Annotated in this window: 25 protein-coding genes; 12 read left to right on the top strand and 13 right to left on the bottom strand. The window is 70.2% G+C overall.

Features of this window, described 5'->3' with window-relative positions; translation table 11 throughout:
* Nucleotides 1-2 precede the first annotated feature (2 nt).
* The 3 genes from ACFWHT_RS11040 to ACFWHT_RS11030 all read right to left on the bottom strand — a co-directional run bounded on the left by ACFWHT_RS11040 (nucleotide 3) and on the right by ACFWHT_RS11030 (nucleotide 4,434).
* Nucleotides 3-1,967, bottom strand: coding sequence for a M13 family metallopeptidase (locus ACFWHT_RS11040; protein ID WP_378828392.1), 1,965 nt, complete (start codon nucleotides 1,965-1,967; stop codon nucleotides 3-5).
* A gap of 36 nt (nucleotides 1,968-2,003) precedes the next feature.
* Complete coding sequence (locus ACFWHT_RS11035) at nucleotides 2,004-3,791, bottom strand: lipase family protein (RefSeq protein WP_378828389.1); 1,788 nt, start codon at nucleotides 3,789-3,791, stop codon at nucleotides 2,004-2,006.
* Between the two features lie 70 nt (nucleotides 3,792-3,861).
* Complete coding sequence (locus tag ACFWHT_RS11030) at nucleotides 3,862-4,434, bottom strand: DUF1992 domain-containing protein (RefSeq protein ID WP_378828387.1); 573 nt, start codon at nucleotides 4,432-4,434, stop codon at nucleotides 3,862-3,864.
* Between the two features lie 138 nt (nucleotides 4,435-4,572).
* Between ACFWHT_RS11030 and ACFWHT_RS11025 the strand changes: the two genes are divergently transcribed.
* Nucleotides 4,573-5,898 carry an MATE family efflux transporter gene (locus ACFWHT_RS11025; protein WP_378829473.1) on the top strand — a complete coding sequence of 442 codons (1,326 nt, stop codon included), beginning with the start codon at nucleotides 4,573-4,575 and terminating at the stop codon, nucleotides 5,896-5,898.
* Nucleotides 5,899-5,936: 38 nt separating this feature from the next.
* Here ACFWHT_RS11025 and ACFWHT_RS11020 read toward each other — a convergent pair whose 3' ends face one another.
* On the bottom strand, nucleotides 5,937-7,652 hold the full coding sequence (locus ACFWHT_RS11020; RefSeq protein ID WP_378828385.1) for an acyl-CoA dehydrogenase: 1,716 nt from the start codon (nucleotides 7,650-7,652) through the stop codon (nucleotides 5,937-5,939).
* Between the two features lie 90 nt (nucleotides 7,653-7,742).
* Nucleotides 7,743-8,372 carry a TrmH family RNA methyltransferase gene (locus tag ACFWHT_RS11015; RefSeq protein ID WP_378828383.1) on the bottom strand — a complete coding sequence of 210 codons (630 nt, stop codon included), beginning with the start codon at nucleotides 8,370-8,372 and terminating at the stop codon, nucleotides 7,743-7,745.
* A 224-nt stretch (nucleotides 8,373-8,596) separates the two neighbouring features.
* Here ACFWHT_RS11015 and ACFWHT_RS11010 point away from each other — a divergent pair, with 224 nt between their 5' ends.
* The 4 genes from ACFWHT_RS11010 to ACFWHT_RS10995 are packed head-to-tail and all read left to right on the top strand — an operon-like array spanning nucleotide 8,597 to nucleotide 11,074.
* Entirely contained in the window at nucleotides 8,597-9,871 is a 1,275-nt protein-coding gene (locus ACFWHT_RS11010) for an Nramp family divalent metal transporter (protein WP_378828381.1), read from the top strand.
* Between the two features lie 31 nt (nucleotides 9,872-9,902).
* Nucleotides 9,903-10,229 carry a hypothetical protein gene (locus ACFWHT_RS11005; RefSeq protein ID WP_378828378.1) on the top strand — a complete coding sequence of 109 codons (327 nt, stop codon included), beginning with the start codon at nucleotides 9,903-9,905 and terminating at the stop codon, nucleotides 10,227-10,229.
* A gap of 1 nt (nucleotide 10,230) precedes the next feature.
* Nucleotides 10,231-10,872: a metal-dependent transcriptional regulator gene (locus tag ACFWHT_RS11000; protein ID WP_378828377.1), complete on the top strand. Its 642-nt coding sequence runs from the start codon at nucleotides 10,231-10,233 to the stop codon at nucleotides 10,870-10,872.
* Nucleotides 10,873-10,909: 37 nt separating this feature from the next.
* A complete protein-coding gene (locus tag ACFWHT_RS10995; protein ID WP_378828375.1) occupies nucleotides 10,910-11,074 on the top strand; it encodes a hypothetical protein in 165 nt (54 codons plus the stop codon).
* 15 nt (nucleotides 11,075-11,089) lie between these two features.
* Here the strand turns inward: ACFWHT_RS10995 and ACFWHT_RS10990 are convergent, their stop codons facing one another.
* From ACFWHT_RS10990 to ACFWHT_RS10975, 4 genes are all read right to left on the bottom strand, one after another.
* A complete protein-coding gene (locus ACFWHT_RS10990) occupies nucleotides 11,090-12,007 on the bottom strand; it encodes a carbohydrate ABC transporter permease (protein WP_378828372.1) in 918 nt (305 codons plus the stop codon).
* Nucleotides 12,004-12,894 carry a carbohydrate ABC transporter permease gene (locus tag ACFWHT_RS10985; RefSeq protein ID WP_378828370.1) on the bottom strand — a complete coding sequence of 297 codons (891 nt, stop codon included), beginning with the start codon at nucleotides 12,892-12,894 and terminating at the stop codon, nucleotides 12,004-12,006. Before ACFWHT_RS10985 ends, ACFWHT_RS10990 begins: the two co-directional genes overlap by 4 nt.
* Before the next feature lie 69 nt (nucleotides 12,895-12,963).
* The gene (locus tag ACFWHT_RS10980; protein WP_378828368.1) at nucleotides 12,964-14,253 is read right to left on the bottom strand and encodes an ABC transporter substrate-binding protein; all 1,290 of its coding nucleotides are present in this window, start codon (nucleotides 14,251-14,253) and stop codon (nucleotides 12,964-12,966) included.
* A 125-nt stretch (nucleotides 14,254-14,378) separates the two neighbouring features.
* Entirely contained in the window at nucleotides 14,379-15,413 is a 1,035-nt protein-coding gene (locus tag ACFWHT_RS10975; protein WP_378828366.1) for a LacI family DNA-binding transcriptional regulator, read from the bottom strand.
* A gap of 107 nt (nucleotides 15,414-15,520) precedes the next feature.
* Here ACFWHT_RS10975 and ACFWHT_RS10970 point away from each other — a divergent pair, with 107 nt between their 5' ends.
* Nucleotides 15,521-16,108, top strand: coding sequence for a YdeI family protein (locus ACFWHT_RS10970; RefSeq protein WP_378828363.1), 588 nt, complete (start codon nucleotides 15,521-15,523; stop codon nucleotides 16,106-16,108).
* Between the two features lie 8 nt (nucleotides 16,109-16,116).
* On the opposite strand, the gene pyrE is transcribed toward ACFWHT_RS10970, so the two are convergent.
* The gene (gene pyrE, locus ACFWHT_RS10965; protein WP_378828362.1) at nucleotides 16,117-16,677 is read right to left on the bottom strand and encodes an orotate phosphoribosyltransferase; all 561 of its coding nucleotides are present in this window, start codon (nucleotides 16,675-16,677) and stop codon (nucleotides 16,117-16,119) included.
* Between the two features lie 65 nt (nucleotides 16,678-16,742).
* Between pyrE and ACFWHT_RS10960 the strand changes: the two genes are divergently transcribed.
* Nucleotides 16,743-17,279, top strand: coding sequence for a YbhB/YbcL family Raf kinase inhibitor-like protein (locus tag ACFWHT_RS10960; RefSeq protein ID WP_378828360.1), 537 nt, complete (start codon nucleotides 16,743-16,745; stop codon nucleotides 17,277-17,279).
* A gap of 10 nt (nucleotides 17,280-17,289) precedes the next feature.
* Here ACFWHT_RS10960 and ACFWHT_RS10955 read toward each other — a convergent pair whose 3' ends face one another.
* Both ACFWHT_RS10955 and ACFWHT_RS10950 read right to left on the bottom strand, forming a co-directional pair.
* On the bottom strand, nucleotides 17,290-18,192 hold the full coding sequence (locus ACFWHT_RS10955; protein WP_378828357.1) for a hypothetical protein: 903 nt from the start codon (nucleotides 18,190-18,192) through the stop codon (nucleotides 17,290-17,292).
* Nucleotides 18,193-18,240: 48 nt separating this feature from the next.
* On the bottom strand, nucleotides 18,241-19,251 hold the full coding sequence (locus ACFWHT_RS10950) for a hypothetical protein (RefSeq protein WP_378828355.1): 1,011 nt from the start codon (nucleotides 19,249-19,251) through the stop codon (nucleotides 18,241-18,243).
* Nucleotides 19,252-19,445: 194 nt separating this feature from the next.
* On the opposite strand from ACFWHT_RS10950, the gene ACFWHT_RS10945 reads away from it, so the two are divergent.
* The 5 genes from ACFWHT_RS10945 to ACFWHT_RS10925 all read left to right on the top strand — a co-directional run bounded on the left by ACFWHT_RS10945 (nucleotide 19,446) and on the right by ACFWHT_RS10925 (nucleotide 24,396).
* Nucleotides 19,446-20,519 (top strand): LppP/LprE family lipoprotein, encoded by a 1,074-nt coding sequence (locus ACFWHT_RS10945; protein ID WP_378828353.1) that lies wholly within the window; start codon nucleotides 19,446-19,448, stop codon nucleotides 20,517-20,519.
* A gap of 41 nt (nucleotides 20,520-20,560) precedes the next feature.
* Nucleotides 20,561-21,448 (top strand): hypothetical protein, encoded by an 888-nt coding sequence (locus ACFWHT_RS10940; RefSeq protein ID WP_378828351.1) that lies wholly within the window; start codon nucleotides 20,561-20,563, stop codon nucleotides 21,446-21,448.
* A gap of 41 nt (nucleotides 21,449-21,489) precedes the next feature.
* Nucleotides 21,490-22,335 (top strand): exodeoxyribonuclease III, encoded by an 846-nt coding sequence (locus ACFWHT_RS10935; RefSeq protein WP_378828349.1) that lies wholly within the window; start codon nucleotides 21,490-21,492, stop codon nucleotides 22,333-22,335.
* A 130-nt stretch (nucleotides 22,336-22,465) separates the two neighbouring features.
* A complete protein-coding gene (locus tag ACFWHT_RS10930) occupies nucleotides 22,466-23,725 on the top strand; it encodes a sensor histidine kinase (RefSeq protein WP_378828347.1) in 1,260 nt (419 codons plus the stop codon).
* A complete protein-coding gene (locus tag ACFWHT_RS10925; protein WP_378828345.1) occupies nucleotides 23,722-24,396 on the top strand; it encodes a response regulator in 675 nt (224 codons plus the stop codon). Before ACFWHT_RS10930 ends, ACFWHT_RS10925 begins: the two co-directional genes overlap by 4 nt.
* 64 nt (nucleotides 24,397-24,460) lie before the next feature.
* On the opposite strand, the gene ACFWHT_RS10920 is transcribed toward ACFWHT_RS10925, so the two are convergent.
* Nucleotides 24,461-25,024, bottom strand: a complete 564-nt coding sequence (locus ACFWHT_RS10920) for an NADPH-dependent FMN reductase (protein WP_378828343.1) — start codon at nucleotides 25,022-25,024, stop codon at nucleotides 24,461-24,463.
* Nucleotides 25,025-25,026: the final 2 nt, after the last annotated feature.

Raw genomic sequence — 25,026 nt, 5'->3', positions numbered from 1 at the left:
GTTCACCAGATCGTGACGCGCTCGTCTTCCGGCAGGAACAGCGCATCGCCCTGGGCGACGTCGAACGCGCCGTAGAACGCGTCGATGTTGCGCAGGATCTGGTTGCAGCGGAACTCGTTCGGCGAGTGCGGGTCGATCGTCAGCAGGCGGATCGTCTCGGCGTCGCGGCTCTTCTGCTGCCACACCTGCGCCCAGCTCAGCAGCAGGCGCTGGATGCCCGTGTAGCCGTCGATGACCGGCGCCTCGTCACCGCCGAGCGAAAGCTCGTACGCCTTCAGGGCGATGCCGAGGCCGCCCAGGTCGCCGATGTTCTCACCGATGGTGAGGGCGCCGTTGACGTTGTTCTCCTCGCTCAGACCGACGGGCACGAGGGCGTCGTACTGGGCGATCAGGGCCTTGGTGCGATCCTCGAACGCGGCCCGGTCGTCGTCGGTCCACCAGTCCTGCAGGCGGCCGTCGCCGTCGTAGCGGCTGCCCTGGTCGTCGAAACCGTGGCCGATCTCGTGGCCGATCACGGCACCGATGCCCCCGTAGTTCGCGGCCGCGTCGCGGTTCGGGTCGAAGAACGGGTACTGCAGGATCGCGGCGGGGAACACGATCTCGTTCATGAGCGGGTTGTAGTACGCGTTGACCATCTGCGGCGGCATGAACCACTCGTCGCGGTCGATGGGCTTCCCGACCTTCGAGATCTGCCGATCGTGTTCGAACACGGTGGCGCGGCGGGCGTTGCCGACGAGGTCGTCGGCGGCGATCTCGACGCCGTCGTAGTCGCGCCAGACATCAGGGTGACCGATCTTGGGGCGGAAGGTCGCGAGCTTGTCCAGCGCCTTCCTGCGCGTTTCGGCGCCCATCCACTCGAGCTTCTCGATGCTCTGCCGGTACGCCTCGATGAGGTTGCCGACCAGTTCATCCATGGCGGCCTTGGACTCCGCCGGGAAGTGGCGCTCGACGTAGATCCTGCCGACCGCGTCTCCGAGCGACCCCTCCACGAGCGACACGCCGCGCTTCCAGCGCTCGCGGATCGAGGGGGTGCCGGTGAGCTCGGTGCCGTAGAACGAGAAGTTCTCGTCGATGATTTCGTCGGTGAGGTACCCGGCCAGCCCGTGCACGACCTTGGCCCGCAGCCAGGCCTTCCAGTCGTCCAGGCGCTCCTCGGTGAGCAGGGTGCCCAGTCCCTCGAAGAAGCTGGGCTGATACACCACCAGCTCGGCGAAGGCATCCGGGTTCGCGGCCGCCACGGCATCCCGCCACGGCGCGAGGTCGACGCCGACGAGCTGCTGGAACTCGTCCCAGGTGTGCAGGTTGTACGTCTTCACGGCGTCGCGCGAGGCGACGTTGTCCCAGTGGTGGCCGGCGATCTCGTGCTCGAGGCCGAAGGCGCGGTCGGCGGTGCCCGCCGCGTCGTCGACCCCGGCGAGGGTGAGGATGCGCTCGAGGTGCGAGCGATAGGCGGCACGGGTGTCGGCGAAGCTCTCCTGGCGGTAGTAGCTCTCGTCGGGCAGCGAGAGCCCGGCCTGCACCGCGAAGGGCACGTAGCGCTCGGGGTTGCCGGGATCGGGCTCGATGAACACGCCGATCAGGGCGGCGACGCCCTCGCGGTCGAGGGTGCCGACCGTGCTCAGAAACGAGGGGATGCTGTCGATCGCGTCGACATCGGCGAGCTGCGCCGACAGCGGAGCCGTGCCGAGCCGGGCGATGCGGTCGGTGTCCATGAAACTCGTGAACAGGTCGCCGACCTTGCGGGCGAGGGTGCCCTGCTCGGCGTCCTGCGATTCCTCGATGATCGCGCGCACGTCCTTCTCGGCCTGCTCGGCGAGCAGGTGGAAGGAGCCCCAGCGCGCCTTGTCGGCGGGGATCTCGGCGGACTCGAGCCACGCGCCGTTGACGTGGCGGTAGAGGTCGTCCTGGGGACGGATGGAGGAGCTGAACTCGGAGACGGCGAGGCCGGAGGGCAGAACGTCTGTCATGGGTTCCAGCTTAGGCACGCCCGCCGACGTCGTCGCTCAGACACAGCCGTCGCGCGCCGGCAGCTCGGCGAGGCGGTCGGCGGTCCACGCCAGCGCCTCCTCGATGGCGGGGGAATCCGCTTCGACGAGGCTGAGATGGCCCAGGCCGCCGTAGGCGCGGAAGTCGACGGCGCCGCCGGCCGTGCACAGCCGCTGAGCGAAGGCGCTCTGCATCGGGAATCCGACCAGGTCGTCGTCCGAGCCCTGCGCCAGCAGCACGGGGATCCCGGGCGCGGCCGGAGGGATGTTCTGCTTCAGCCTTTCGCCCAGCGGGCCCGTCGTCGGATCGTCGGCGAGGATGTTCGGGTCGTCTGCGAGCGCCATGACCGTCAGGACCGAGACGAGCGTGTCGGGCGCGGCGAGGCACCTGGTCGCCATCTGACGGACGGTCACGTCGGCACCGGGGCGGATGTAGCGGCTGAACGACACGTCGGGATACGCCGCGCCGTACGCCGAGATCACGAAGGACGCGAACACGCTGCCACCCGAGACGTCGGGCAGGCTGGCCACGAGCCCGGTCAGATCGCTCGCCGGTGCGAGCGCGACCGCGCCGGCGAGCGGCACATCGGGGGCGTACTCCTCGGCGACGGCGCTCGACCAGAGCGCGGCTCCGCCACCCTGGGAATGCCCCCACGCGACGGTCTGACCGGAGATCCGCGCGGCATCGAGCTGTCGCGCGGCGCGCACGGCATCCAGCTCGGCGCGAGCGCTGTCCTGCCCGATCAGGTAGGGATGGGGGCCCTCGGAGCCCAGGCCGATGTAATCCGTCGCGACCAGCGCCCACCCTCGTTCGACGATCGCGTCGAGAACGAACATCGCACCGGATCCGAAGGGATCGGAGGCCAGCGACGGCGCGCACGTGCGATCGAATCCGGTCGTGCCGTGATGCCAGGCGATGGCCGGATGCCGCTCCGCGTCGTCGGGGGCGACGACGATGCCGCTGGCGACCGCCGGGCTGCCGTCGCCGTGTGTCGTCGTGTACAGGATGCGCCAGCCCACGGCGCCTTCGGGCACATCGCGCCCGAAGGGCTCAGCGCGGATGAGCTCTCCCGGCTCCCCGGGGACGGACCGAGGGGCGACGTAGAAGTCGTCGACGACCGGGGCGCCGCCGCGCAGGGCGATGCTCGTCACCACGGCTCCCGCGGCGAGCGCGACGACGCACACGGCGCCGATGGTGCGCATCCAGCGTCGTGCGACGGTGTCGCGGGCCGCTCGCCTCGGACGGCCCGCGCGCAGCATCCGCAGCAGCGCGGCCGTTCCCGCGATCGCCAGGGTGGCGCCGAAGACCACGGCGACGACCAGCAGAGTGACATCGGGCCAGGAGATGGCGAGGATGCCGAAGGCGATGCCTGCGACGCCGAGCAGGACCTCGGCCACCCGCCGGTCCAGGGCCCGCTCCGGCCCCAGCACCAGGGCGCTGACGCCGACGGCCCCTCGGACGATCAGCGTGACGCCCACGACGAGCACGAGGGCGCGGACGGTGAGCCAGGGCAGCACCAGCACCACCAGGCCCGTCGCGGTCAGGGCCGCGGCCAGCAGCATGCGGAGGCGGTCGACTCGCGTCACCGGAAAGAGCAGCTCGAGAGCCCCCGCCAGCACCAGGCCGGCGCCGATGAGCAGGGCCAGCACGTCCAGCGCGGTGGTGGGGCGCACGATCAGCACCACGCCCACGGCGATCGCCGCGACGGCGAGCGCGATCACGACGGATGCGGGCAGCCGCCTCGCGACGCGGATCACGGCCGGCTGCGCGGTCGCCTCGGGCTCGGCGGTCGAGTCGGATGTCACGGCGCCAGCCTATCCAGCGGGCGGACGGCGCCCGGGGTTCGAGGACGGCTCGTTCGCGCGGCGACGCGGGTCAGCGGCGCCGCCATCCGCGTCGGCGACGGGGTGCGACGGCATCCTCTGCGCCAGCGCCGCCGGCAGCCGCCGACGACGACGCACGGGCGGCGACCCGACGCTCCCGCCAGGCGGCCACTTCGGCGTCGACGTCACGCGTGCCGGTCACGACCGGCGGCCCGCCGAGCAGCTGCCGCCGCGCCTCGGTCACCCGACGATTGAAGTCCTCCAGCACCGTGCGCACGTCCTCCTCGCGACCGAGCTGATCGAGCTCCGCGTCGAGACCGCGATCCTCCACCCGCAGCATCAGCGCAGGAGGGCCGAGACCCGACAGGTTCTCGTTCTCGATCTTGCGCCGGATCCACCAGTCCGGATCGTGGTGCGTCCCGAGGCCCTCGAGCGGCTTGCCCGCGCCGGGCAGGTCATCGAACTCGCCCCGCCGGATGGCCACCTGGATCGCCGTCTCGACGAACTCCGACGCGTTCTGCGCGCTGAGCACCATCGGCGCCTCGTCGCCGTCGTCGGTGGACGGTGCGCCTCCTGCTTCGCGGGCTGCGCGGTACCTCGCCGCGCGACCCATCGCATCCGACATCGGATCACCTCCGGTCGTTCCAGGCTACGTCGTCGTCGCCCGCAGGGACACCCCAGCGCGCCCGGGAGACGACCGCCCGGGCGCCGGCGCGTCCCTGCCACACCCTAGGCTCGTGGGGTGCCCACCCCCGAGTCCCGGATGCCCCGGGCCCGCCCGTCGCTGAACCGCGAGATCCTGCACCTCGCGGTCCCGGCGCTCGGCGCGCTCGTCGCCGAGCCGCTGTTCCTCATCCTCGACGCGGCGATGGTCGGCCACCTCGGCACGGTGCCGCTCGCCGGGCTCGGCATCGCCAGCGCCGTACTGCAGACCATCGTCGGCCTGATGATCTTCCTCGCCTACTCCACCACCCCCGCTGTCGCCCGGCGCTTCGGTGCGGGACGCCCGGGCGACGCCGTCTCGGTCGGCATCGACGGCATGTGGCTCGCGCTCGGGCTCGGCGCGGTGCTCGCCATCGTCGGCGCCCTGGCCACCCCCTGGCTGGTCACCCTCTTCGGAGCCGACGGCGCCGTCACGTCCGAAGCCCGCACCTACCTCGCCATCTCGATGTGGGGCCTGCCCGCCATGCTCATCGTCTTCGCCGCCACCGGACTGCTCCGCGGCATGCAGGACACCATCACCCCGCTCTGGATCGCCGGGCTCGGGTTCGCCGCGAACGCGCTGCTGAACTGGCTGTTCATCTACGGCCTCGGCTGGGGCATCGCCGGGTCCGCCTTCGGCACGGTGACCGCGCAGTGGGGCATGGTCGCCGCCTACGTGCTCGTCATCCGACGCCTGGCCATCCGGCACGGCGCCTCCATGAGGGCGCAGCGCGACGGCATCCGCGGCACCGCCCGCTCGGGCGGGTGGCTGTTCCTGCGCACCGTCAGCCTGCGCGTCGCCCTGCTCGCCACCGTCGGCGTCGCAACCGGCATCGGCACGCAGGAGCTGGCCGGCTGGCAGATCGCCTTCACGATCTTCTCGACCGCCGCCTTCGCGCTCGACGCACTGGCCATCGCCGCGCAGGCCCTGATCGGAAAGGCGCTCGGCTCCGGCGACCTCACCCAGGTGCACCGGGTGCTGCGCCGCACGGTCGCCTGGGGCCTGTGGTTCGGCGTCGTCGTCGGGGCGGTCGTCGCCGCGCTCTCGGGCGTGCTGGGCATCGTCTTCACGGGCGACGCGGCCGTCGCCGCCCTGGTGCAGCCCGCGTTCCTCGTGCTCGCGGTCGCCCAACCCGTCGCCGGTGTCGTCTTCGTGCTCGACGGCGTGCTCATGGGCGCGAACGACGCCCGCTACCTCGCGCTCGCGGGCCTCGTGAACCTCGTGCCCTTCCTGCCCGCCCTGTGGATCATCTCGGCCACCGGCGTCGACGGAGCCGCAGGGCTCCTCTGGCTCGCCGCGGCCTTCTTCGGCGTCTACCTGCTGGCCCGGCTCGCGACCCTCGGCTGGCGCGTGCGCACCGACCGGTGGACGACCGCGGGGGCGTGAGCGCCGGACCGCGACGCCCCGCTTTACCGCGACAGGAGTCAGGCCACCTCGCCGGCCGCCACTGTCTCGGCGAGCATGTGCACGCGCGGCAGGTGATGCGCGCCGTAGAAGTCCGCGGACACCAGTCGCGCAGCATCCGCGTCGTCCTGCGCCTCGTGCGCGAGCACGGCGACGACGGCGAGCGCATGCATCCAGCCGCCGGCGAGCGTGCCGAGCAGCATGAGGTAGGGCACGCTGACGCCGTAGGCGTCGCGCGTCTGCCCGAAGCCGAGGACGGATGCCGTGGCCGCACGCGCCGAGGCGATCGCGCGCTCGAGACGGTCGGCGGTGCGCGAAGCGATCGCGTGGTCCAGCGCACGCAGCGCATCGACGGTCTCGCTCATCGACGCGAACAGCGTCTCGGCGGTCGCGCCACCGTCGCGGATCACCTTGCGCCCGACCAGGTCGTTCGACTGGATCGCCGTGGTGCCCTCGTAGATCGGCATGATCCGGGCATCCCTGTAGTGCTGCGCGACCCCGGTCTCCTCGATGAAGCCCATGCCGCCGTGTACCTGGATCGCGTCGCTGGTCAGAGCCACGGCGTCCTCGGTGGCCCAGCCCTTCAGGATCGGCACGAAGAACTCGGCGAGCGCCGTGGTGCCATCCGTGTCGGCGCGGTCGAACAGGTCGCCCAGGTAGACGCCGAGGGCGCGCATCGCGAACAGACGGCTCTGCATCGACAGCAGCAGGCGGCGCACGTCGGGATGCTCGGCGATCGGGCTGCCCGCCGGACGGTCGAGCACACCGCCCTGGCGCCGGCCGGCCGCATACGCCGCCGCCTGCTGGTAGGCGCGGTCCGAGATGCCGGTGGCCTGGAAGCCCATCCCCGCACGCGCAGAGTTCATCATCACGAACATGCCGGCCAGTCCCCCGCCGACCTCGCCGACGAGGTATCCGGTGGCGTCCTCGTACGCGAGCACGCAGGTCGGGCTGCCGTGGATGCCGAGCTTGTGCTCGAGTGCGACCGTGGTGACGGCGTTGCGCTTCCCCGGCGCGCCGGACGCGTCGGGCAGGAACTTCGGCACGACGAACAGCGACAGTCCCTTGGCACCTGCGGGGGCGTCCGGCGTGCGGGCGAGCACGAGGTGCACGATGTTCTCCGCCACGTCGTGGTCGCCCCAGGTGATGAAGATCTTCTGTCCGCTGACGCCCCACGACCCGTCGGCACGCGGCGTCGCCAGGGTGCGGATGGCGCCCAGGTCGGTGCCCGCATCCGGCTCGGTGAGGTTCATCGTGCCGGTCCACTCGCCCGAGACGAGCTTGGTCAGGTACGTCTCGCGGAGTTCGTCGGATGCCGCGGCGTCCAGGGCGTGGATCTGCCCCGTCGTGAGCAGCCAGCACAGGGCGAAAGCCGCGTTCGAGGCGTTCCAGATCTCGCCCAGCCCGGCGCGGATCGACTCGGGCAGGCCGTCGCCGCCGGCGGATCCGGGAGCCTCGGCGGTGACCCATCCGGCGTCGACGAAGGCGCGGTACGCCTCGGCGAATCCGGCGGGTAGGCGCACCTGGCCGTCGTCGAGGCGGGCGCCCTCCCGGTCGCCGATGCTCTCGAGCGGCGCGAGGACGGATGCCGCGAACTCGCCGGCGCCGGCGATGATCTCGGTGGCGTCCTGGGCGCTGAAGGCGCCGCCCGTGCCGCGCGCGACCAGGTCGAGCCCGAACGCCTCGCCGTAGAGGAAGCGGTAGTCGTCGACCGGGGGGATGTAGTCGGATGCCATGGCGGACTCCAATCCGTTTGGGACTGAGCGGCAGTGTACGCGGAACTGCGTTTCAATGGGAGATCGTCCAGCGCGACTGACCGTCGCCGCTCAGGCGTACCGGCGGCACCATTCGTACATCACGACGGCCGCGGCCGCACTCGCGTTGATCGAGCGGGTCGAGCCGTACTGGGTGATCTCGATGTGACCGGATGCCGCGGCGAGCGCCTCCTCCGAAAGCCCCGGGCCCTCCTGACCGAACAGCAGCACGCATCGCTCGGGCAACTCGGCCCGGTCGACCGGAACCGCCTCGCCGACGTTGTCGACGGCGATGACGGGGATGCCGGCATCCGCCGCCCACGCGGCGAAGGTCTCGACATCGGGGTGATGGACCACGTGCTGGTAGCGGTCGGTGACCATCGCGCCGCGCCTGTTCCAGCGTCGCCGGCCGATGATGTGCACCGTGTCGGCAAGGAACGCGTTGGCGCTGCGCACGATCGAGCCGATGTTCATGTCGTGCTGCCAGTTCTCGATCGCGACGTGGAACGGATGCCGCTGCAGGTCGAGGTCGGCGACGATCGCCTCCATCCGCCAGTACCGGTAGCGATCGATCACATTGCGGGTGTCGCCGCGCTCCAGCAGCTCGGGGTCGTACCAGTCGCCCTCCGGCCACTCCCCTTGCCACGGCCCGAGGCCATGCGTCGTGCGCTCGGGCGTCGCGTCGAGAGCCGGCTCTTCCACGTCGCAAGGCTATCCCGCCGCACCGCCGCCCAGGTCGCAGTTCGTCCCGGAAAGTCGCTCGCGCCAGCGTTCAGGTCGCAGCTCTTCCCGGAAAACGCGCGGGAAAGCGTGCGCAACTGCGACCCGAAGACGGGGATGCTCGGATGCGGCACCCAGGACCGCCCATCGAAACGACGCGGCCGAAGGAGATTTAGGTACGCCGAAAAATTGAGTAGGGTTTCGGTATGCCTAAATCTGTGCAGAGCGTGAGCATCCCTCCGGCGAGGCGTCGGCAGCGGCGGATGCCGCGGCGCGGACTCACGCTGCTCGGCCCGGCACTCGTCGCGGGTGTCGCGTACCTCGATCCGGGTAACGTCGCCAGCAACATGACCGCGGGAGCCCGGTACGGCTACCTGCTGGTCTGGGTCGTGCTGGCGGGCAACGCCATGGCGTGGCTCATCCAGTACCTGTCGGCCAAGCTCGGGGTCGTGACAGGCCGTAGCCTGCCCGAGGTGCTCGGCGCCCGCATCCGCAACCGCTGGGCGCGACGCGCCTACTGGCTCCAGGCCGAACTGGTGGCGATGGCCACCGACATCGCGGAGGTGCTCGGCGGGGCCGTGGCGCTGAACCTTCTGTTCGGCATACCGCTGCTGTACGGCGGCGTGATCACCGGTGCGGTCTCGATGGTCCTCCTCGCCGTGCACTCCCGGCGCGGGCCGCGGCACTTCGAGTTCGTCATCATCGGGCTGATGGCCGTGATCGTGATCGGCTTCGTCGCGGGGCTGTTCGTCGCACCGCCGGACCCCGCCGGGATCGCCTCAGGGATGCTGCCGCGCTTCGTCGACAGCGGTTCAGTGCTGCTGGCGGCCTCCATCCTCGGCGCGACGATCATGCCGCACGCCATCTACGCGCACAGCGCGCTCGCACGCGACCGCTTCGGGGGCACGGCAGATGCGTCGGCACCGTCGATCCGCAGAGTGCTCGCCGCGACCCGCTGGGACGTCACGATCGCCATGGTCATCGCCGGCTCGGTGAACCTCGCGATCCTGCTGCTGGCCGCCGCCAATCTCGCAGGCGTGGAAGGCACCGACTCGCTGGAGGGCGCCCACCGGGCGATCGCCGACAGCCTCGGCGGGCTGATCGGCACGCTCTTCGCCGTCGGCCTGCTCGCATCCGGTCTCGCGTCGACGTCGGTGGGCGCCTATGCGGGTGCCGAGATCATGCACGGGCTGCTCCGTGTGCGAATCCCCCTGCTCGCCCGCCGGCTGGTCACCCTGATCCCCGCGCTGGTCATCCTCGGCGTCGGCTTCGATCCGACCCTCGCACTGGTGCTGAGCCAGGTGGTGCTGTCGTTCGGCATCCCGTTCGCCCTGATCCCGCTGGTAGCGCTCACCTCGCAGCGTGGCACGCTGGGCGCCCACACGAACCGACGCATCACGACGCTGCTGGGCATCCTGTTCGCCGTGCTGCTGATCGCTCTGAACGCGGTGCTGCTCTGGCTGGTGCTCACGGGCGCCTGAGCCGCGACCGGGCCCCGGGTAGGCTCGAGGCATGCCTTCCGCCCCCGCCAAGAAGCACCGCGACGACTCCGAGGCGCGCCGCTCCGTGCGCCTGGCGACCTGGTTCGCCCTGGTGTCGGCGGCTCTCGGGGGGCTGCTGATCGCACTGCCGAAACTGCTCCCCGCCGGCGGCCCGTGGGTGCAGCTGGCGCTCGGCGCGATGGCGCTCTTCTTCGGCTTCCGCGCCCGCGCCATCGGCGTGCGCGGCGTGAACGACTACGACGGCAGGCTCTCGCTGCTGGCCGCGCTGGCCGGCTTCGCGATCCTCTTCTTCGCCGGCGGCGAGGCCTTCCGCCTGCTAGCGGCGCTGGGGGCCTGAGATGGCTCCCGTCGCCTCCCCGGCCTTCGACGACTACCTGAAGACGGTCTACGCCCACACCGAATGGCAGGAGGCGCCCATCACGCCCTCCCAGCTCGCGGCGGCGCTGGGCATCGCCCCGTCGAGCGTCACCGAGATGGTCAAGAAGCTCGCCGCCGCCGGGCTCGTCTCGCACCAGCCCTACGGGGCGGTGCGGCTGACGGATGCCGGCCGCGACCGGGCGCTGCAGATCGTGCGTCGCCACCGGCTCATCGAGACCTGGCTGGTGAGCGAGTACGGCTACGCCTGGCACGAGGTGCACGACGAGGCCGAGGTGCTCGAGCACACGATCAGCGATCGGCTGCTGAACGCGATCGACGAGCGGCTGGGCCGCCCGCGGTTCGACCCGCACGGCGATGCGATCCCGGATGCCCGGGGGCGCGCCGAACGCGAGCCGTTCGTGCTGCTCGCCGATGCCGCGCCCGGCCACTCCGGCCGGGTGCTTCGGGTGAGCGACCGCGACCCCGGGCTGCTGCAGCAGCTGGAGGACGCCGGTGTCGGCGTGGGTGCGCGCATCACGGCATCCGGACCGGACGTGCGGGTCGACGACTCACCCGTCACCCTGCCCGCCGGCGCCGCCGAGGCGATCTGGCTCACCGCGTGAGACCCGGCGCGCGTAGGCTGACCCCGAGAGGATCACGATGACGCAACAGGACATTCTGTTCATGGCAATGGCCGGGATCGGGCTCGCCTCGCTGACGCTCGTCGTCATCCAGCTCCTCAAGCCGCGCCGGCGCGACAACCGCGGAGAATGGTACGAGGGCCCGTGGGACGACGACGACCGCCCTCGCGGATCCCGCGGCTGACGGCGTCGACGGCGGTCAGGACTTGACCGACCCGCTCATCAATCCGCCGATGAAGTACTTTCCGAGCAGGATGTACACGGCCAGCGTCGGGATCGACGCGATCAGCGCACCCGCCATCGAGGCGCCGTAGTTCGATAGCTGCGCCCCCTGCGACAGGTTCACCAGCGACAGCGACACCGGCCCCTGGTTCGCGTCGGAGAGGAACAGCGCGAACAGGTAGTCGTTCCACGCCGAGGTGAACTGCCAGATGATGGTCACGACGAACCCGGGCAGCGACAACGGCAGGATGATGCGCCAGTACGAGGCGAGCATGCCCGCGCCGTCGACGCGCGACGCCTCCATCAGCTCCTCGGGCACGCCCTCGTAGTAGTTGCGGAAGATCAGCGTGCAGATCGGCAGTCCGTAGATGATGTGCACGATCAGCAGCGTGACGATGCTGCTGGGCATCCCCAGCGACGTCTTCATCTGCACCAGCGGCACCATGATCGCCTGGTACGGGATGAACATGCCGAACAGGATCAGGGTGAACACGATGTTGGCATAGGGGAAGCGCCACCGAGACAGCACGAAGCCGTTCATCGACCCGAGGATCGCCGAGATCAGCGCGGCGGGGACGGCCAGCAGGAAGGTGCGCCCGAGAGGGGCGGCCAGCGCATCCCACGCGGTCGCCCAGTTGCCGAAGCCGGTCCGGCCGTCGGCGTCCGCCTGCCAGGGCCACAGCGAGGGCCAGCTCCACGAGGTGACGGCGCTGACGTCCGACGGGGGCTTGAGGCTGGTCACCACGAGCACGTACACCGGCATCAGGACGATGACCACGAACAGCAGCAGCAGCGCGTACTTGGCCGTGCGGCCCATGCGCGCGCGTGTGCGGTGCGCGGTCGGGATGCTGCCGCCGGTGCTGACGCGGCGCTCGATTCCGGTCGCGACACTCACCGGCGGGCCCTCCTCTCGGCGCGGGCCGTGGAGATCAGGTACGGCACGATGAAGATGCAGACCAGCAGCAGCAGCACGGTGGCGATCGCCGACGCCTTGCCGTACTCACCGCCGGTGAGTGCCGTCCACATGTAGGTCGCGGGGACCTCGGTGATGTAGACCGGGCCGGTGACGGCCATGATCAGGTCGAAGACCTTGAGCGACATGTGGGCGACGATGACGAGGGCCGAGAGAGCCACCGGGCTCAGCTGCGGGAAGACGACGTGCCGGTAGAGCTTCCACTCGCTGGCGCCGTCCATGCGGGCCGCCTCGCGCAGCTCCTCGGGGATGCCGCGGAAGCCGGAGAGGAACAGCGCCATCACGTAGCCGGAGAGCTGCCAGATCGCGGGCATCGCCATCGCCGCCATTCCCCACAGCGGCTGGTTGTACCAGTCGTTCTGCAGGCCGCCGAGCCCGATGGACTCCAGCATGCGGTTCAGCCCCGACGCGCGCTCTCCCTGCGCCGAGCTGAGCAGCCAGCGCCAGACGACGCCGGAGGCGACGAAGGAGACGGCCATCGGGAAGAGGTAGACGGAGCGGAACACGCCTTCGGCGCTCACGCCCTTGTCCAGCATCCAGGCCCAGAGGAACCCGAACAGCATGGTGCCCACCATGAAGAACAGGGTGAAGATGCCGAGGTTGGCCAGCGAGTGCAGGAACCGCGGCTCGGTGAGCAGGTCGGTGAAGTTCTGCAGCTCGACGAACTCGGATGCGCTCAGCGCCGAGTCCTTGGTCATGGCTGTGGAGAAGTTCACGCCGATCAGCACGTAGACGAAGACGCCCAGCAGCACGATCGTCGGCGAGATCAGCAGCAGCGGCGGCCCCCAGTTGCGGATGCCCTTGCGCATCGGCGTCCTCCTTCAGACGGGGATGCGCGCGGGGCGACGCGGTCGCGTCGCCCCGCGCGGTGCGGAATGTTACTCGCCGAGCCCCTTGGCCTGCGCCTGCACGAGTGCGTCCTGAAGCGACTTGCCGTCCTTCGTGGAGACGAACTGTCCGATGGCGGAGGTGATGTCGTTCAGCCAGGAGACCTTCACCGCGGCGCCGTGCGCCAGCGAGCTGACGACCGTGTCCTCGGCGAACGAGGCCATCGCACCCTGCTGGTACTCCGGGTAGTCGGTCGCGACGGCGTCGGTGCGCGCGGGGATGGACCCCTTGGCGAGGTTGAACGCCTTCTGGCCATCGGCCGAGCTGATGGTCTTCAGCCAGTTCTTCGCCCCACCGGCGTGGGGCGCGCCGACCGGGAGCGTGAAGGAGTCGGCGAGGAAGTCGAACATGCCGTCGGTCCCCGGAGTCGGCCAGGTGGTGTAGTCCGTGCCGTAGGCCTTGCCCTTGGCGTCGAACTCGGCCAGCGCCCAGTCGCCCATCACGTTGTAGGCGGCCGTGCCGTCGATGACCATGTCCGTCGCGACCGGCCAGTCCTGGCCGGTGCCGTCCGTGTTGGCGTACGAGAGCAGCTCCGTGTAGTGCTCGATCGCCGTGGTGACCTCGGCGTCGTCGAATGCCGTGGAGCCGTCCCACAGCCCCTGGTAGCCCTCGGCGCCCAGGTCGGCGAGCAGCACGTTCTCGAACAGCTGCACCTGCGTCCAGTCGGTGGCGACCGACAGCGGCGTCTCGACCCCCGCGTCCTTCAGCTTCTTCATGTCGGCGAGCCAGGCGTCCAGATCAGCCGGAGCCTTCATGGGATCGATGCCGGCCTGCGTCAGCAGGTCGGTGTTGACCCACACGACGTTGGCCCGGTGGATGTTGCTGGGCACCGAGTAGATCTTGCCGTCGACGGTCAGTCGGTCGATCAGCGTCGACGGGAAGACGTCGTTCAGGCCGTTGTCCTCGTAGAAGGAGCTGAGGTCCTCGATCTTCTCCGCTTCGATGTAGTCGGTGAGCTCGGCACCGGCGTGCGCCTGGAACGAGTCCGGCGGATTGTTCGCCTTCAGGCGCGACGCGAGGGCGTTCTTCGCATTGGAGCCCGCGCCTCCGGCGACCGCCGCGTTGACGAACTCGGTGTCGGGGTACTGCTCGCCGAACACCTTGACGAGCGCGTCGAGGCCCGTCTTCTCGGAGCCGGATGCCCACCAGGTGAACACCTCGACCTGGCTGGCGTCGTCCGAGCCGCCGTTGCTGCCGCCGTCGTCCGCGGTGCCGGAGCAGCCGGCGAGCGCGAGCGCGGTGATCGTGAGACCCGCTGCTGCGGCGAGTGCCTTGCGCATGTGATCCTCCATTGGATGGTGACAGCCCGCATTCCGCCGGCTCTTTGCCATCGAATCTGAAAACGTTGCCAAGCGCAACCGTCGAGACGTCACAACCGGATAACGCCGGGTCGATCGGCATGCCGTCAGACCGGAGGCTCCTCGCCCGAGCCCCTCTCGACCAGGCGGGTGCCGAGCACGATGCGGCGCTCGGGTCCGGACAGGCCGGCGATCCGGTCGAAGAGCAGTCCCGCCGCGGCTTCGCCGATCGCCCACGGGTCCTGCGCGATGGTGGTCACGGGAGGCGTCATCAGCTCGGCGAGCTCGAAGTCGTCGAATCCGACCAGCGCGGGATGCGCGTCGAGCAGCCGGAGCGCCTTCAGCACGGCCTTCGTCGTGCGGCTGTTCGTGGTGAACAGCGCCGTGGGCGGGTCATCCAGCGAGAACATCTCGCGCAGCGCCTCGACGCAGACGTCGACGTCGTCGTCGACCGCGACGATGAGCTCTGCGCGCGCCGGGAGCCCGGCGTCGCGCACACCGCGGCGGAAGCCGGCCTGACGGTGCTCGGAGGTGAATCTGCCGGAAGTGTGCGCGAGACAGCCGATGCTGCGGTGCCCCGCCTGGACCAGGTGCGCCACGGCATCGGCCGCACCCTTCTCGTTGTCCACCACGACGAGGTCGGCATGCAGACCGTGCGGCGGCCGGTCGACGAAGACGATGTCCGTGCCCGCGGCCTTCTCCGCCGCCAGGAAGGAGACATCGGCCTCTTCGTGCGCGACGACGATCAGCCCGTCGAGGCGGCGGCTCAGCATCCGTCGCAGCACGCGCTCGCCCTCCGCCGGGTCGTCGCCGGTGGACGTCACCAGCACGAGCAGGTCGCGCTCCTGCGCGCACTGCTCGACCGTGCTGACCAGCTGAGCGAAGAAGGGATCCGAGATGCGCGTGACCACCACTCCGATCGTGCGAGCCGATCCGGTGCGCAGGGTGTGGGCGAAGTCGTTGCGGCTGTAGCCGAGCTCTGCGACAGCACGTTCGACCGCCGTGCGCTTGGGGCGGCTGACGCCGCCCTTCCCGGAGACGACGCGTGACACCGTCGACAGCCCGACGCCGGCGCGGGCTGCGACGTCCTTCATGGTCGGCCGGCCCGCGGCGTCGGCGTTCTCACCGCTCAGATTCCCCACACACGGAAGATTCCCATGAAAACGTTGCCAGGTCCAGGTCGGATGCCCCGTCTATGCTGAGCGCAGCATCGCGCGGGACGGAACGGCGCGCTCGAGTGGAGGAATCGATGGGTGCTCTCGACGACGGCGAGCGGATCCGTGCGGCGGATGCTGCGGCCTGGCGCGACTGGCTGGAGGCCAATCACGCCTCGGCGGCCGGCGTCTGGCTGCTGAACGTGCGCGGCTCCTCGGCCGACGGCGTGGGCTATGACGACGCCGTGCGCCAGGCGCTGTGCTTCGGCTGGATCGACGGACCGGTGCGCACCTTCACCGACGATCAGACCGGACACGGGAGCCAGGCGGGCCAGTGGTTCTCCCCACGGCGGCGCGGCAGCGGCTGGGCCGCGACGAACAAGGCGCGCCTCGTCGAGCTCGAAGCGGCCGGCCTGCTGGCGCCGGCGGGCGTCCGGGCGATCGAGGCCGCGAAGGCCGACGGGTCGTGGACGATGCTCGACGGTCCCGAGGCCGGTGTGGAGCCCGGCGACCTGGCATCCGCCCTCGATGCCGTTCCCGCGGCACGAGCCGCCTGGGACGCGTTTCCGAAGTCGGTGAAGAAGTTCGGCCTCACACAGATCGCCACGGCCAAGCGCCCCGAGACCCGCGCGAAGCGCATCGCCAAAGTCGTCGCGGACGCCGCCGCCGGCCGCCGCCCTTGAATCCGGAACTACTGCGGGTCGAGCCCCAGATCGTCGAGATCGAACGCGGCCAGCCACTCCAGGCCTTCGGCCTCGACGGCGGCCTGGGCGCCGGTCCTGCGGTCGACGATGACGGCCACCGCGACGACCTCGGCGCCCTCTCGCCGCAGCGCCTCGACGGCCTTGAGTGCCGACTGACCGGTGGTCGAGGTGTCCTCGAGCACGATCACCCGCCGGCCCGACACGTCGGCGCCCTCGACCTGGCGGCCGCGACCGTGGTCCTTGGGCTCCTTGCGCACGACGAAGGCGTCGAGCGGACGCTCGGAGGCCACCGAGGCGTGCATCACGGAGTTCGCGATGGGGTCCGCGCCGAGGGTGAGCCCGCCGACGGCGGAGACGTCGTGGTCCTTGATGAGATCGAGCATGATGCGCCCGATCGCGGGAGCGGCGCGGTGGTCGAGGGTGAGCTTGCGCATGTCGACGTAGTACGTCGCCTTCTTGCCGCTGGAGAGCGTGAAGTCGCCGTGGAACACCGCCTCGGCGGTGATGAGGTCGAGCAGGGCCTGGCGGTCGGCTGCGAGATCGGTCACGGCTCCAGTGTATTCGGGGCTGGTTCTGCCGATCGTGCGCGATTAGCGTGGCATCCGGAGGTCTCATGTTCTCTTACGATCCCTATGCCGCCCTCGCCGAGCTGCGCCCGGTGCCGCCGCTGGAGCTGACCAGCCCCGAGCTGCCTCCCGGCGGGCCGATGCCCCTGTCGGCCTGGTCCTCCAGCCGCGGGGGCGAGGACAGGCATCCGGCCCTGCAGTGGTCTCAGCCCCCGGCCGGCACGAAGAGCTTCGCGATCTCCTGCTTCGACCCGGATGCACCCACCGGCTCCGGATTCTGGCACTGGGCGGCGTTCGACCTTCCCGCCGATCTGCGCTCGCTGCCGGCCGGCGACGGTGACGCGGCGAGCCTGCCCGACGGCGCGAAGGTCATGCCGAACGAGGCTCGCCTGCAGCGCTTCATCGGCGCGGCTCCCCCGCCCGGAACCGGCGTGCACCGCTACTTCTTCGTGATCGACGCGCTCGACGTCGAGCGACTCGACCTCGACGGCCAGGAGACGCCGGCGGTGCTGGGCTTCAACCGGCACTTCCACACGCTCGCCCGCGGCATCCTGATCGGCACCGCCGACCCTGCCGAGCGCTGAGCCGGAGCCCTCAGAGTCCGAGGAATCTGTCGAGCTTCCGATCGCTCACGACGAGCGTGACGGAGAAGTCCGATCCGAGGATGTACTGCGCGGTGTGATCCTCCGACTCGAGAATCGAATCGGCGGCTCCGGGCTTCGGCCCGCTCTCCGTGGCACCGCTGAGGCTCCAGCCGTCCGCGGCCAGCCCCTTCATCCATTCACCGACCTGCGGCTGGATCTCCGGCGGCCCCTTCAACGTCCACGTGGTCGATGCCGGGGTGAAGCCCTCGCCCTCTCGGTAGGCGCTCGATTCGCGGGCTTCGCAGTCCTTGAAGGACGCGTCCGGGTGAGGGAAATCGGTCCAGCTCTCGGCCGGCGTGTTCGCCACATGGACCGGGATTCCCGGCTTCGCCGTCTCCTGCAGATGGAATCGGTAGCCGCCGGTGGGAAGAGTCTCCCAGCCGACGATCTTGGTGGCGTCCATCGCACTGGGCTCGTCCTGGATGTGGCCATCCGCTTTCAGACCGTCCGTGACCCGATCCCGGATCGAATCCTGCCCGTGGCCGCTTCTGACATCCGCGGGAATCGCGAAGAGATCCTGCACGCTCTCGAGGTAGGCCTGCGTGGTCTCCTCCGTGGCGTCCGGGCTCGTGATGAGCACGGCGAGGAGGGTGCCGTCGCAGGCGAAGTGGCTGTCGATGCCGTCGAAGCTCATGCTCTCGGGCACCGGGAGCGTCATCCCCTCCGGCCACGGGATGTCGCCCTGTGCCTCGGCGAGTCCGAGTGGCTTCGGGGAGGTGGCCGGCTGCTGCGCGGCGATCTCGGCTGTGGACGGCTCGGTCGACGACTCCGGAGTTCCGGCGCAAGCGGTGGCGCCGGTCATCAGCAGTGCCGTGGTGGTCAGTGCGAGGCCGCGAGCGAGCTTTGATCCCATGGCTCCGACGCTATTGACACCTGCGGTGCTCGGAGCACTGCCTGCTGTTCAGGGTTGTGCGAAAACCGTGTTGAAGGAGGTCCGAGCGGGCCTTTCCCTGAGGACACCGAGATCCTCGATGAGGGGCATGTGCTTCGCGGACAGTCGCATCCTGGTGTGGAGTCCCGCGAAGATCGCAAGGGCGATGAAACCCGTGAGCAGCTTGTCGAGGACGGATGTCGAGATGTTCGAGGTGAAGGTGGCCACGATGAAGGGCATCCCGGCTTCCTGGAGCGATTCCGCGATCCGGCCGATGACACCGTAGGCGCCTCCCCGCAGCACGACGAGGATGGGCGTCGCCACGAAGCTGCAGGCCGTGGCCACCAGCAGGGTGAGGAAGAAGAAGCTGAGGATGTCTCGGCCGAGTCGGGTGCGGTGGACTCCGTAGCCCCAGACCAGCGCTCCGGTGATGTTGACCAGGGTGAAGGCCAGGATGCCCTCTTCGAAGATCGGCCCGGTGAACCCGGTGGCGATCGCCACGGCCACGCCGTGCCAGGGCCCGAAAGCCAGCGCGGCTGCGGCAGTGCCGATCATGTCGAGGTAGACGGGAAGGTCCAGCGATGCCGCGATGAACCAGTGAGAGGCGTGGTTGAGCACCACGAAGCCGAAGAGCAGCGGCAGCAGCGCAAGCGCGGGGACCCTCCGGGGCACGGCGGAGCCGGGGCTCGGGAGCACCGGGATCGGTGCGGGTGCCGATGGGACCGCGGACTTCGCTCTCCGGGCGTCCCTGGATCGCCGCAGCCATCGATCGGTGGCCACGTCGTCCTCTCCGAGTGCGACGACGATGTCCCGGAGCAGCTCCGTGTCGTACCGGCTCCGGCCGGTCTTGAAGGCGTTGTAGACGGTGGACCGAGCGGGGATCGCGGCCGCGGCGGGGATGCCCCTTCGCAGCCGAAGATCGGTGATGCGTCTCACCAGCTCGGCGTAGGAGACATGGCCGGCTGCTTCCCGGAGCTCCTGCAGATCGCGGGCGATCCTGTCGAAGGATTCCTGCTGCGGAGAGGATTCCGGACTCTGCATCTTCGCTCTCCTGTTGCGGGGCCCGCACGGCAGCTGCGGCACAGGGGCTCGATTCGACGGGCCCAATCATACATTCGAGCTGTTCAGGGTTGTGCGAAATCCCCGGAATCCTGCGGCTCGCAGCCGCTCTCCGCCTAGCGTGGCGTCGGCGGCATCTGCCTCGGTGCGCCATGGACTGAGGGGAACGAGGAACCGTGCGACGTCGCCAGAGCAAGCTCCTGCGGGGAGTACTCGCGCTCAGCCTGATCGGAACGCTCGCGCTTGCGGGATGCAGTGGAGCGGCGGAGACGCAGACGACCCCGAAGCCGACGGGCGCGCAGGCGTCCCCGACGTCGAGCCCGACGTCCCGACCGGTGGTCCTGCCGAACTGCGACGGCATGAACGCGACGGCGCAGCGGGAGTACGAGGACTTCGGTGTGGAGATGTTCGCGGAGCCTGCCGGGGAGACGGATCTGGTCACGTTCGACGAGGTCGTGGGCCCCGCAGCCCAGAAGGCGATGGCCCAGGCCGTGCAGCACCGGGGATGTCGCTGGCCCGTCCACTCCGAAGGCACCGTGACCGAGTACGTGGCTGAGATCGCGGAACCGGACCGAACGCCCCTCATCGAGGCGCTGCGGGCTGATCCGATGGTCACCGAATCGGTGCTCGGAGACGCCAGGAGCTTCGATTACGAGAGTCCGGCGCCCAATTCCTACATGAGCGCGACCAGGATCACGCATCTCTTCGTCGGAGACGTCTGGATCGCGATCCTCGACCATTCGGGGCAGCGGGAGTACGCACAGGCGGCCCTGGACGGAGTGCTCGCCGTGAACCCGTCGCTCAGCGGGGCCCCGGGCCCCGAATCCTCCGGAGCGGGGGACGACCGGCGCTGCTCGGGGCTCACGGGAGCCGACGCCCTCTCGAAGTGGGGAGCCGGAGTCGCAGGAGGCCCCTGGGACCTCTCCTCCCGGTACAGCGATGTGACCGGCTACGACGAGTGCGCTGCACTCTCCTGGATCGTGCTGCGACCAGAGCCCTGCTGCACGCGATTCTCGGTCACTCCCGTGCTGTTCTTCCACGAGGGCGAATACGTGCCGAGTGCGACGGTCTCGAAGTACTCCGTCGATTCCGAGACTCCGGCGGTCCGCGCTTCGGATGGCAGCGTGGCCCTGACCTTCATGTGGCCCGGCTCCGACAGCGCGGGACCCGCGAGCAAGGCGACCTCCACGTACGCCTGGGACGAGCAGTCCGGCACCGTCACCCGCGTCGGCGACCTTCCGCCGAGCTGAGCGTCCGTCCCCGCCGTCTCGCCGCCCCCGAAAGGCTGCCCATGCCCGATTACCTCCGCAGTACGCGCAAGACCGTCGCGTCGATTCTGTGGATCCCCTTCAGCTGGCTCGTCCAGGCTCTTGTCTTCGCGCTCGTGGGGATGGCGTTCACGGCGACCCTCGGATTCCGGGGGTCCGTCGAACCCGGCACCGCACTGCTCATCATCGGGCTTCTGCCGGTGCTCGGGCTCATCGCCGCAGCCGTCGCGGCGTTCGTCGTGATCCGCGCGCACCGAGGTGTGGGGACCAGCAGCATCGGTCTCTTCCTCCGGGCCTTCTTCTGGTTCTTCAGCTTCCCGGCCCGGGGGTGGCTCATCGGTTTCGGCTGGGCGCTGAAGTTCATGGTCGTCTACGCCATCGCCGTCGTGATCGGCTTCGTCGGCCTGCTCATCACGTGGTGGGCGGTCAGCACCATGGTCGGCTTCGGAGCCAACGGGTGGCTGATCCTCCTCGTCGGCGTCGGGCTCCCGCTGCTCACCGTCGGAGGCGCCGCCTGGGGGAATCAGTACGGGAGCGGGACGACGGGAGGGATGCCCATCGGCTGCGTCCTGATCGTGCCGCTGGCGATCGCCGGCGGATTCTTCTGGTTCTGTCTGCTCCTGGTGATACTCGCCCTGTTCGCGCTTCCAGCCTCGGTCGTGCTTTTCGGTCTGGGCGGAGGCACCCTCTCCATGGACTGGGAATGGCACGAGTGGGCGGCAGCAGTCGGGGGCTTCGCGGTGATGGTCGGTCCGCCCTTCGTCGTGGAGAACTTCACGAGAAGTGCCGGTCGCGAGTTCCTCGACCGGCTTCCGTACCTCGGTGTGCGGCGCCGGCGGAAGCGGGCCCAGGAGGCCCGGCTCGCTGAACTGCGACGACAGCATCTGGAGGGCGGGCGCTGGAGGCGATGAAGCCGGTGAGGCGCGTCGGCGCCCCGCAATAGGCTGGATGCATGCGTCTGGCCACCTGGAACATCAACTCGATCCGCACGCGTGTGGCGCGCGCCGTCGACTTCGCCGTGCGCGAGGACATCGACGTGCTCGCGCTCCAGGAGATCAAGTGCAAGCCCGAGCAGTTCCCGTACGCGCCGTTCGAGGAGGCCGGGTACCACGTCGAGGCGCACGGGCTGAACCAGTGGAACGGCGTCGCGATCGCGAGCCGTCTGCCGATGACCGACGTGCGCACCTCGTTCGAGGGCCAGCCCGGGTTCGCGAAGGGGCACGAGGGGCCGGATGCGCCGCTCGAGGCGCGCGCACTGGGCGCGATGGTCGACGGCGTGCGGGTGTGGAGCCTGTACGTTCCCAACGGCCGCTCGCTGGGCGATGAGCATTACGTCTACAAGCTGCACTGGCTCGAGGCGCTGCGCACCGCGACCGCCGCCGAGCTCGCCGCGGTTCCCGCGCTGCCGCTCGCCCTGGTGGGCGACTTCAACATCATCCCGTTCGACCACGACAACGGCGACCCGGCCATCGTGCAGGGCTTCTCGACCCACGTGTCACCGCCCGAGCGCGACGCGTTCTTCGCCCTGGAGTCCGCGGGCGTGAAGGATGTGGTGCGCCCGCTGATCCCCGAGGGATTCACCTACTGGGACTACCAGCGGCTGAAGTTCCCCCGCAACGAGGGCATCCGCATCGACTTCGTGCTGGGCTCGCCGACCTTCGCCGACGCGGTGACCGGCGCATCGATCCACCGCGACGAGCGCAAGGGCGAGCAGCCCAGCGACCACGTGCCGGTGGTCGTCGATCTCGACCTGGGCGGCGCCGAGGACGACGACGATCTGCCGATGATCTTCGCTTGACCCCGCCGTCGGGGCGAAGGCGGCCGCGCTGACGACACGCGCCGGGGATGCCTACGGTGCATCCGGGCTCCGAGCCTGACTCCGCCCTGCGGGGGATGCCCCCGCGTCGCACTGCTCCTAGGTTGGAAGGATGCCGCAGACCCCTTTCACCCGCACGCCGACATCTCACGACCGGCGTCAGGACCTGCTGCTGGCGGCGGTCATGCTCGTCGGGGGCGTGATCAGCGCGGGCCTGTCGACCGTCGCCGGGCTGTACGGCGACGAGCAGGCGCCGATGTGGTCGGCTCTCGTGGTGGTCGTCGTCGTCTCGGCTCCGCTGGCGGTGCGCCGCCGCTGGCCGGCCCCGGTGGCGATCGTCATCGCCCTGACCATGTTCCTCAGCGTGACCCTGCGGGTGCCGGAGGTGTATGTGCTGAACATCACGATGTTCGTGGCGCTTTACACCGTGGGCGCCTGGATGCACGACCGGCGCACGGCGAAGATCGTGCGCGTCGGCATCATCATCGGGATGTTCGCCTGGCTCATCGTGGTGATGTACCGCGATGCGATCGCCGAGGCCGGCCAGGCCGACATGGCTGCGGGCCTGTTCTCGCCGTACGTGGCCTTCATGATGATCCAGCTGCTGCTCAACGTGCTCTACTTCGGCGGTGCGTACTACTTCGGTGAGCGCTCGTGGCAGGCGGCCGCCCAGCGGCATGCGCTCGAAGAGCGCACCCGTGAGCTCGAGGCCGAGCGCGAGCTCACCGCCGCGCAGGCTGTGGCGCTCGACCGCGTGCGCATCGCGCGCGAGCTGCACGACGTCGTCGCGCACCACGTCTCGGTGATGGGCGTGCAGGCGGGCGCCGCGCGGCTGGTCGTCGAGCAGGACCCGGCGCAGGCGAAGCGGATGCTGACCGGCATCGAGGAGGCGTCGCGAGAGGCGATCCGCGACTTCCGGCAGCTGCTCGAGACGCTGCGTGCGCCCGGGGACGGCGAGGAGGGGCCCTCGACGTTCGGGCTCACCGACATCGAGCGGCTGGCGCAGTCCTCTCGCGATGCCGGGCTGCCCACCGAGTACGCGGTGATCGGCGAGCCGGTGGCCGTCCCGAGCACCGTCGGGGTGAACCTGTACCGCATCGCGCAGGAGGCGCTCACGAACGCCCGCCGGCATGCGGGCGCCGGCGCGAAGGCCGACGTGCGGGTGCGCTACGGGACCGATGCCGTGGAGCTGGAGGTGGTGAACACCGGCCGGCCCATCGCCGGCCTGCGCCCCGGGCTCGGCCAGCTGGGCATGCGCGAGCGGGCCCTGGCATCCGGCGGCTCGATCGAGCTGCTCCCCCGCCCGCAGGGCGGGTTCCGGGTGCGCGCCAGCGTGCCGCTCGCCCCGGCGCGGAAGGAGGCCGTGCGATGATCCGCGTGCTGCTCGTCGACGACCACGCGATGCTGCGGGCGGGCTTCCGCACCATCCTGGGCACGCAGCCCGACATCGAGGTGGTCGGCGAGGCGGCGACGGGGGCGGAGGGCGTCGCGCTCGCGGCCCGACTGCAGCCCGACGTCATCACGATGGACGTGCAGATGCCCGACATGGACGGCATCGAGGCGACCAGGCGCATCGTGGCGGATCCGGCGATCACGGCATCCGTCGCCATCGTCACCACCTTCGACCGCGACGAGTACCTCTTCCAGGCGCTGGATGCCGGCGCCGGCGGCTTCCTGCTGAAGAACGCGGGCCCGGAGGAGCTGATCACGGCGGTGCGCGCCCTGGCCGCGGGCGACGGCATCCTCGCGCCCGAGGTGACCCGGCGGGTGCTGGCGCGCTTCGCCGCCCAGCCGCCCGCCCCTGCCCCGGTCGTCGCGCCGCCCCGTATCAGGACGGATGGCGTGCCGTCCGAGTCGCTCACCGAGCGCGAGGGCGAGGTGCTCGCGTTGATGGCGGATGCCCGCAGCAACGCCGAGATCGCCGCGGCGCTGTTCATCGGCGAGGCGACCGTGAAGACCCACGTGTCCCGCGTGCTGCAGAAACTCGGCGCGAGAGACCGGGTGCAGGCGATCGTGCTCGCCCATCGGCACGGACTGACCTGACGTCGCGGCCCGGAGACGACGGATGCCCCGGGCCTCGTGGCTCCAGGGCATCCGATGGGTCGGATCAGACGTGCTTGCGAGCCGCCTCGACGCGAGCGATCAGCGTCAGGAAGGACTGCAGGTAGAACGCCAGGAACTCCTTGGTGCTCTCGACGGTCACGTCGCCGTCGGCGTCGATGAGACCGGGGGTGAACTGGATGAAGCCCTCGGGCTGGCCCATGGTGACGGCGTTGTAGTGGCCGAGGATCGCACGCAGGTGCTGCTGTGCGGCCGCCGTGGCGATGCCGCCGCCGGAGGCGCCGATGACGGCGGTGGGCTTGCCGTCGAAGGACGCCTGCCCGTAGGGGCGGGCCGACCAGTCGAGGGCGTTCTTGAGCACGCCCGGGATGGAGCGGCTGTACTCGGGGGTGACGATGAGCACGCCGTCGGCGTCGGCGATGGCCTGCTTGAAGTCGAGGGCCGACTGCGGGAAGGAGCCGTCGAAAGCGGGCGAGTAGAACGGCAGGTCCTTGATCGGGATCTCGCGGAACTCCACGCCCTCGGGCGCCAGCTTGGCCAGCGCGCTGGCCAGGGTGCGGTTGATGGACGTGCTGGAGAGGCTGCCGACGATGTAGCCGATGGTGGTCATGG

The sequence above is a fragment of the Microbacterium sp. NPDC058342 genome (assembly GCF_042723935.1).
Classification (GTDB): Bacteria; Actinomycetota; Actinomycetes; order Actinomycetales; family Microbacteriaceae; genus Microbacterium.
Note: the sequence above shows the minus strand (reverse complement) of the source record. Positions and strands in the feature narration are given on the sequence as shown.

Bases quoted from the DNA above. Each gene is read 5' to 3' on its own strand.
- ACFWHT_RS10930 (WP_378828347.1), top strand. From the start codon at position 22,466: ATGCCGCAGACCCCTTTCACCCGCACGCCGACATCTCACGACCGGCGT.
- ACFWHT_RS11000 (WP_378828377.1), top strand. From the start codon at position 10,231: ATGGCTCCCGTCGCCTCCCCGGCCTTCGACGACTACCTGAAGACGGTC.
- ACFWHT_RS11030 (WP_378828387.1), bottom strand. From the start codon at position 4,434: ATGTCGGATGCGATGGGTCGCGCGGCGAGGTACCGCGCAGCCCGCGAA.
- ACFWHT_RS11025 (WP_378829473.1), top strand. From the start codon at position 4,573: ATGCCCCGGGCCCGCCCGTCGCTGAACCGCGAGATCCTGCACCTCGCG.
- ACFWHT_RS10935 (WP_378828349.1), top strand. From the start codon at position 21,490: ATGCGTCTGGCCACCTGGAACATCAACTCGATCCGCACGCGTGTGGCG.
- ACFWHT_RS10980 (WP_378828368.1), bottom strand. From the start codon at position 14,253: ATGCGCAAGGCACTCGCCGCAGCAGCGGGTCTCACGATCACCGCGCTC.
- ACFWHT_RS11020 (WP_378828385.1), bottom strand. From the start codon at position 7,652: ATGGCATCCGACTACATCCCCCCGGTCGACGACTACCGCTTCCTCTAC.
- ACFWHT_RS10955 (WP_378828357.1), bottom strand. From the start codon at position 18,192: ATGGGATCAAAGCTCGCTCGCGGCCTCGCACTGACCACCACGGCACTG.
- ACFWHT_RS11010 (WP_378828381.1), top strand. From the start codon at position 8,597: ATGCCTAAATCTGTGCAGAGCGTGAGCATCCCTCCGGCGAGGCGTCGG.
- ACFWHT_RS10985 (WP_378828370.1), bottom strand. From the start codon at position 12,894: ATGCGCAAGGGCATCCGCAACTGGGGGCCGCCGCTGCTGCTGATCTCG.
- ACFWHT_RS11005 (WP_378828378.1), top strand. From the start codon at position 9,903: ATGCCTTCCGCCCCCGCCAAGAAGCACCGCGACGACTCCGAGGCGCGC.
- ACFWHT_RS10940 (WP_378828351.1), top strand. From the start codon at position 20,561: ATGCCCGATTACCTCCGCAGTACGCGCAAGACCGTCGCGTCGATTCTG.
- ACFWHT_RS10995 (WP_378828375.1), top strand. From the start codon at position 10,910: ATGACGCAACAGGACATTCTGTTCATGGCAATGGCCGGGATCGGGCTC.
- ACFWHT_RS11040 (WP_378828392.1), bottom strand. From the start codon at position 1,967: ATGACAGACGTTCTGCCCTCCGGCCTCGCCGTCTCCGAGTTCAGCTCC.
- ACFWHT_RS10925 (WP_378828345.1), top strand. From the start codon at position 23,722: ATGATCCGCGTGCTGCTCGTCGACGACCACGCGATGCTGCGGGCGGGC.
- ACFWHT_RS10970 (WP_378828363.1), top strand. From the start codon at position 15,521: ATGGGTGCTCTCGACGACGGCGAGCGGATCCGTGCGGCGGATGCTGCG.
- ACFWHT_RS10920 (WP_378828343.1), bottom strand. From the start codon at position 25,024: ATGACCACCATCGGCTACATCGTCGGCAGCCTCTCCAGCACGTCCATC.
- ACFWHT_RS10960 (WP_378828360.1), top strand. From the start codon at position 16,743: ATGTTCTCTTACGATCCCTATGCCGCCCTCGCCGAGCTGCGCCCGGTG.
- ACFWHT_RS10950 (WP_378828355.1), bottom strand. From the start codon at position 19,251: ATGCAGAGTCCGGAATCCTCTCCGCAGCAGGAATCCTTCGACAGGATC.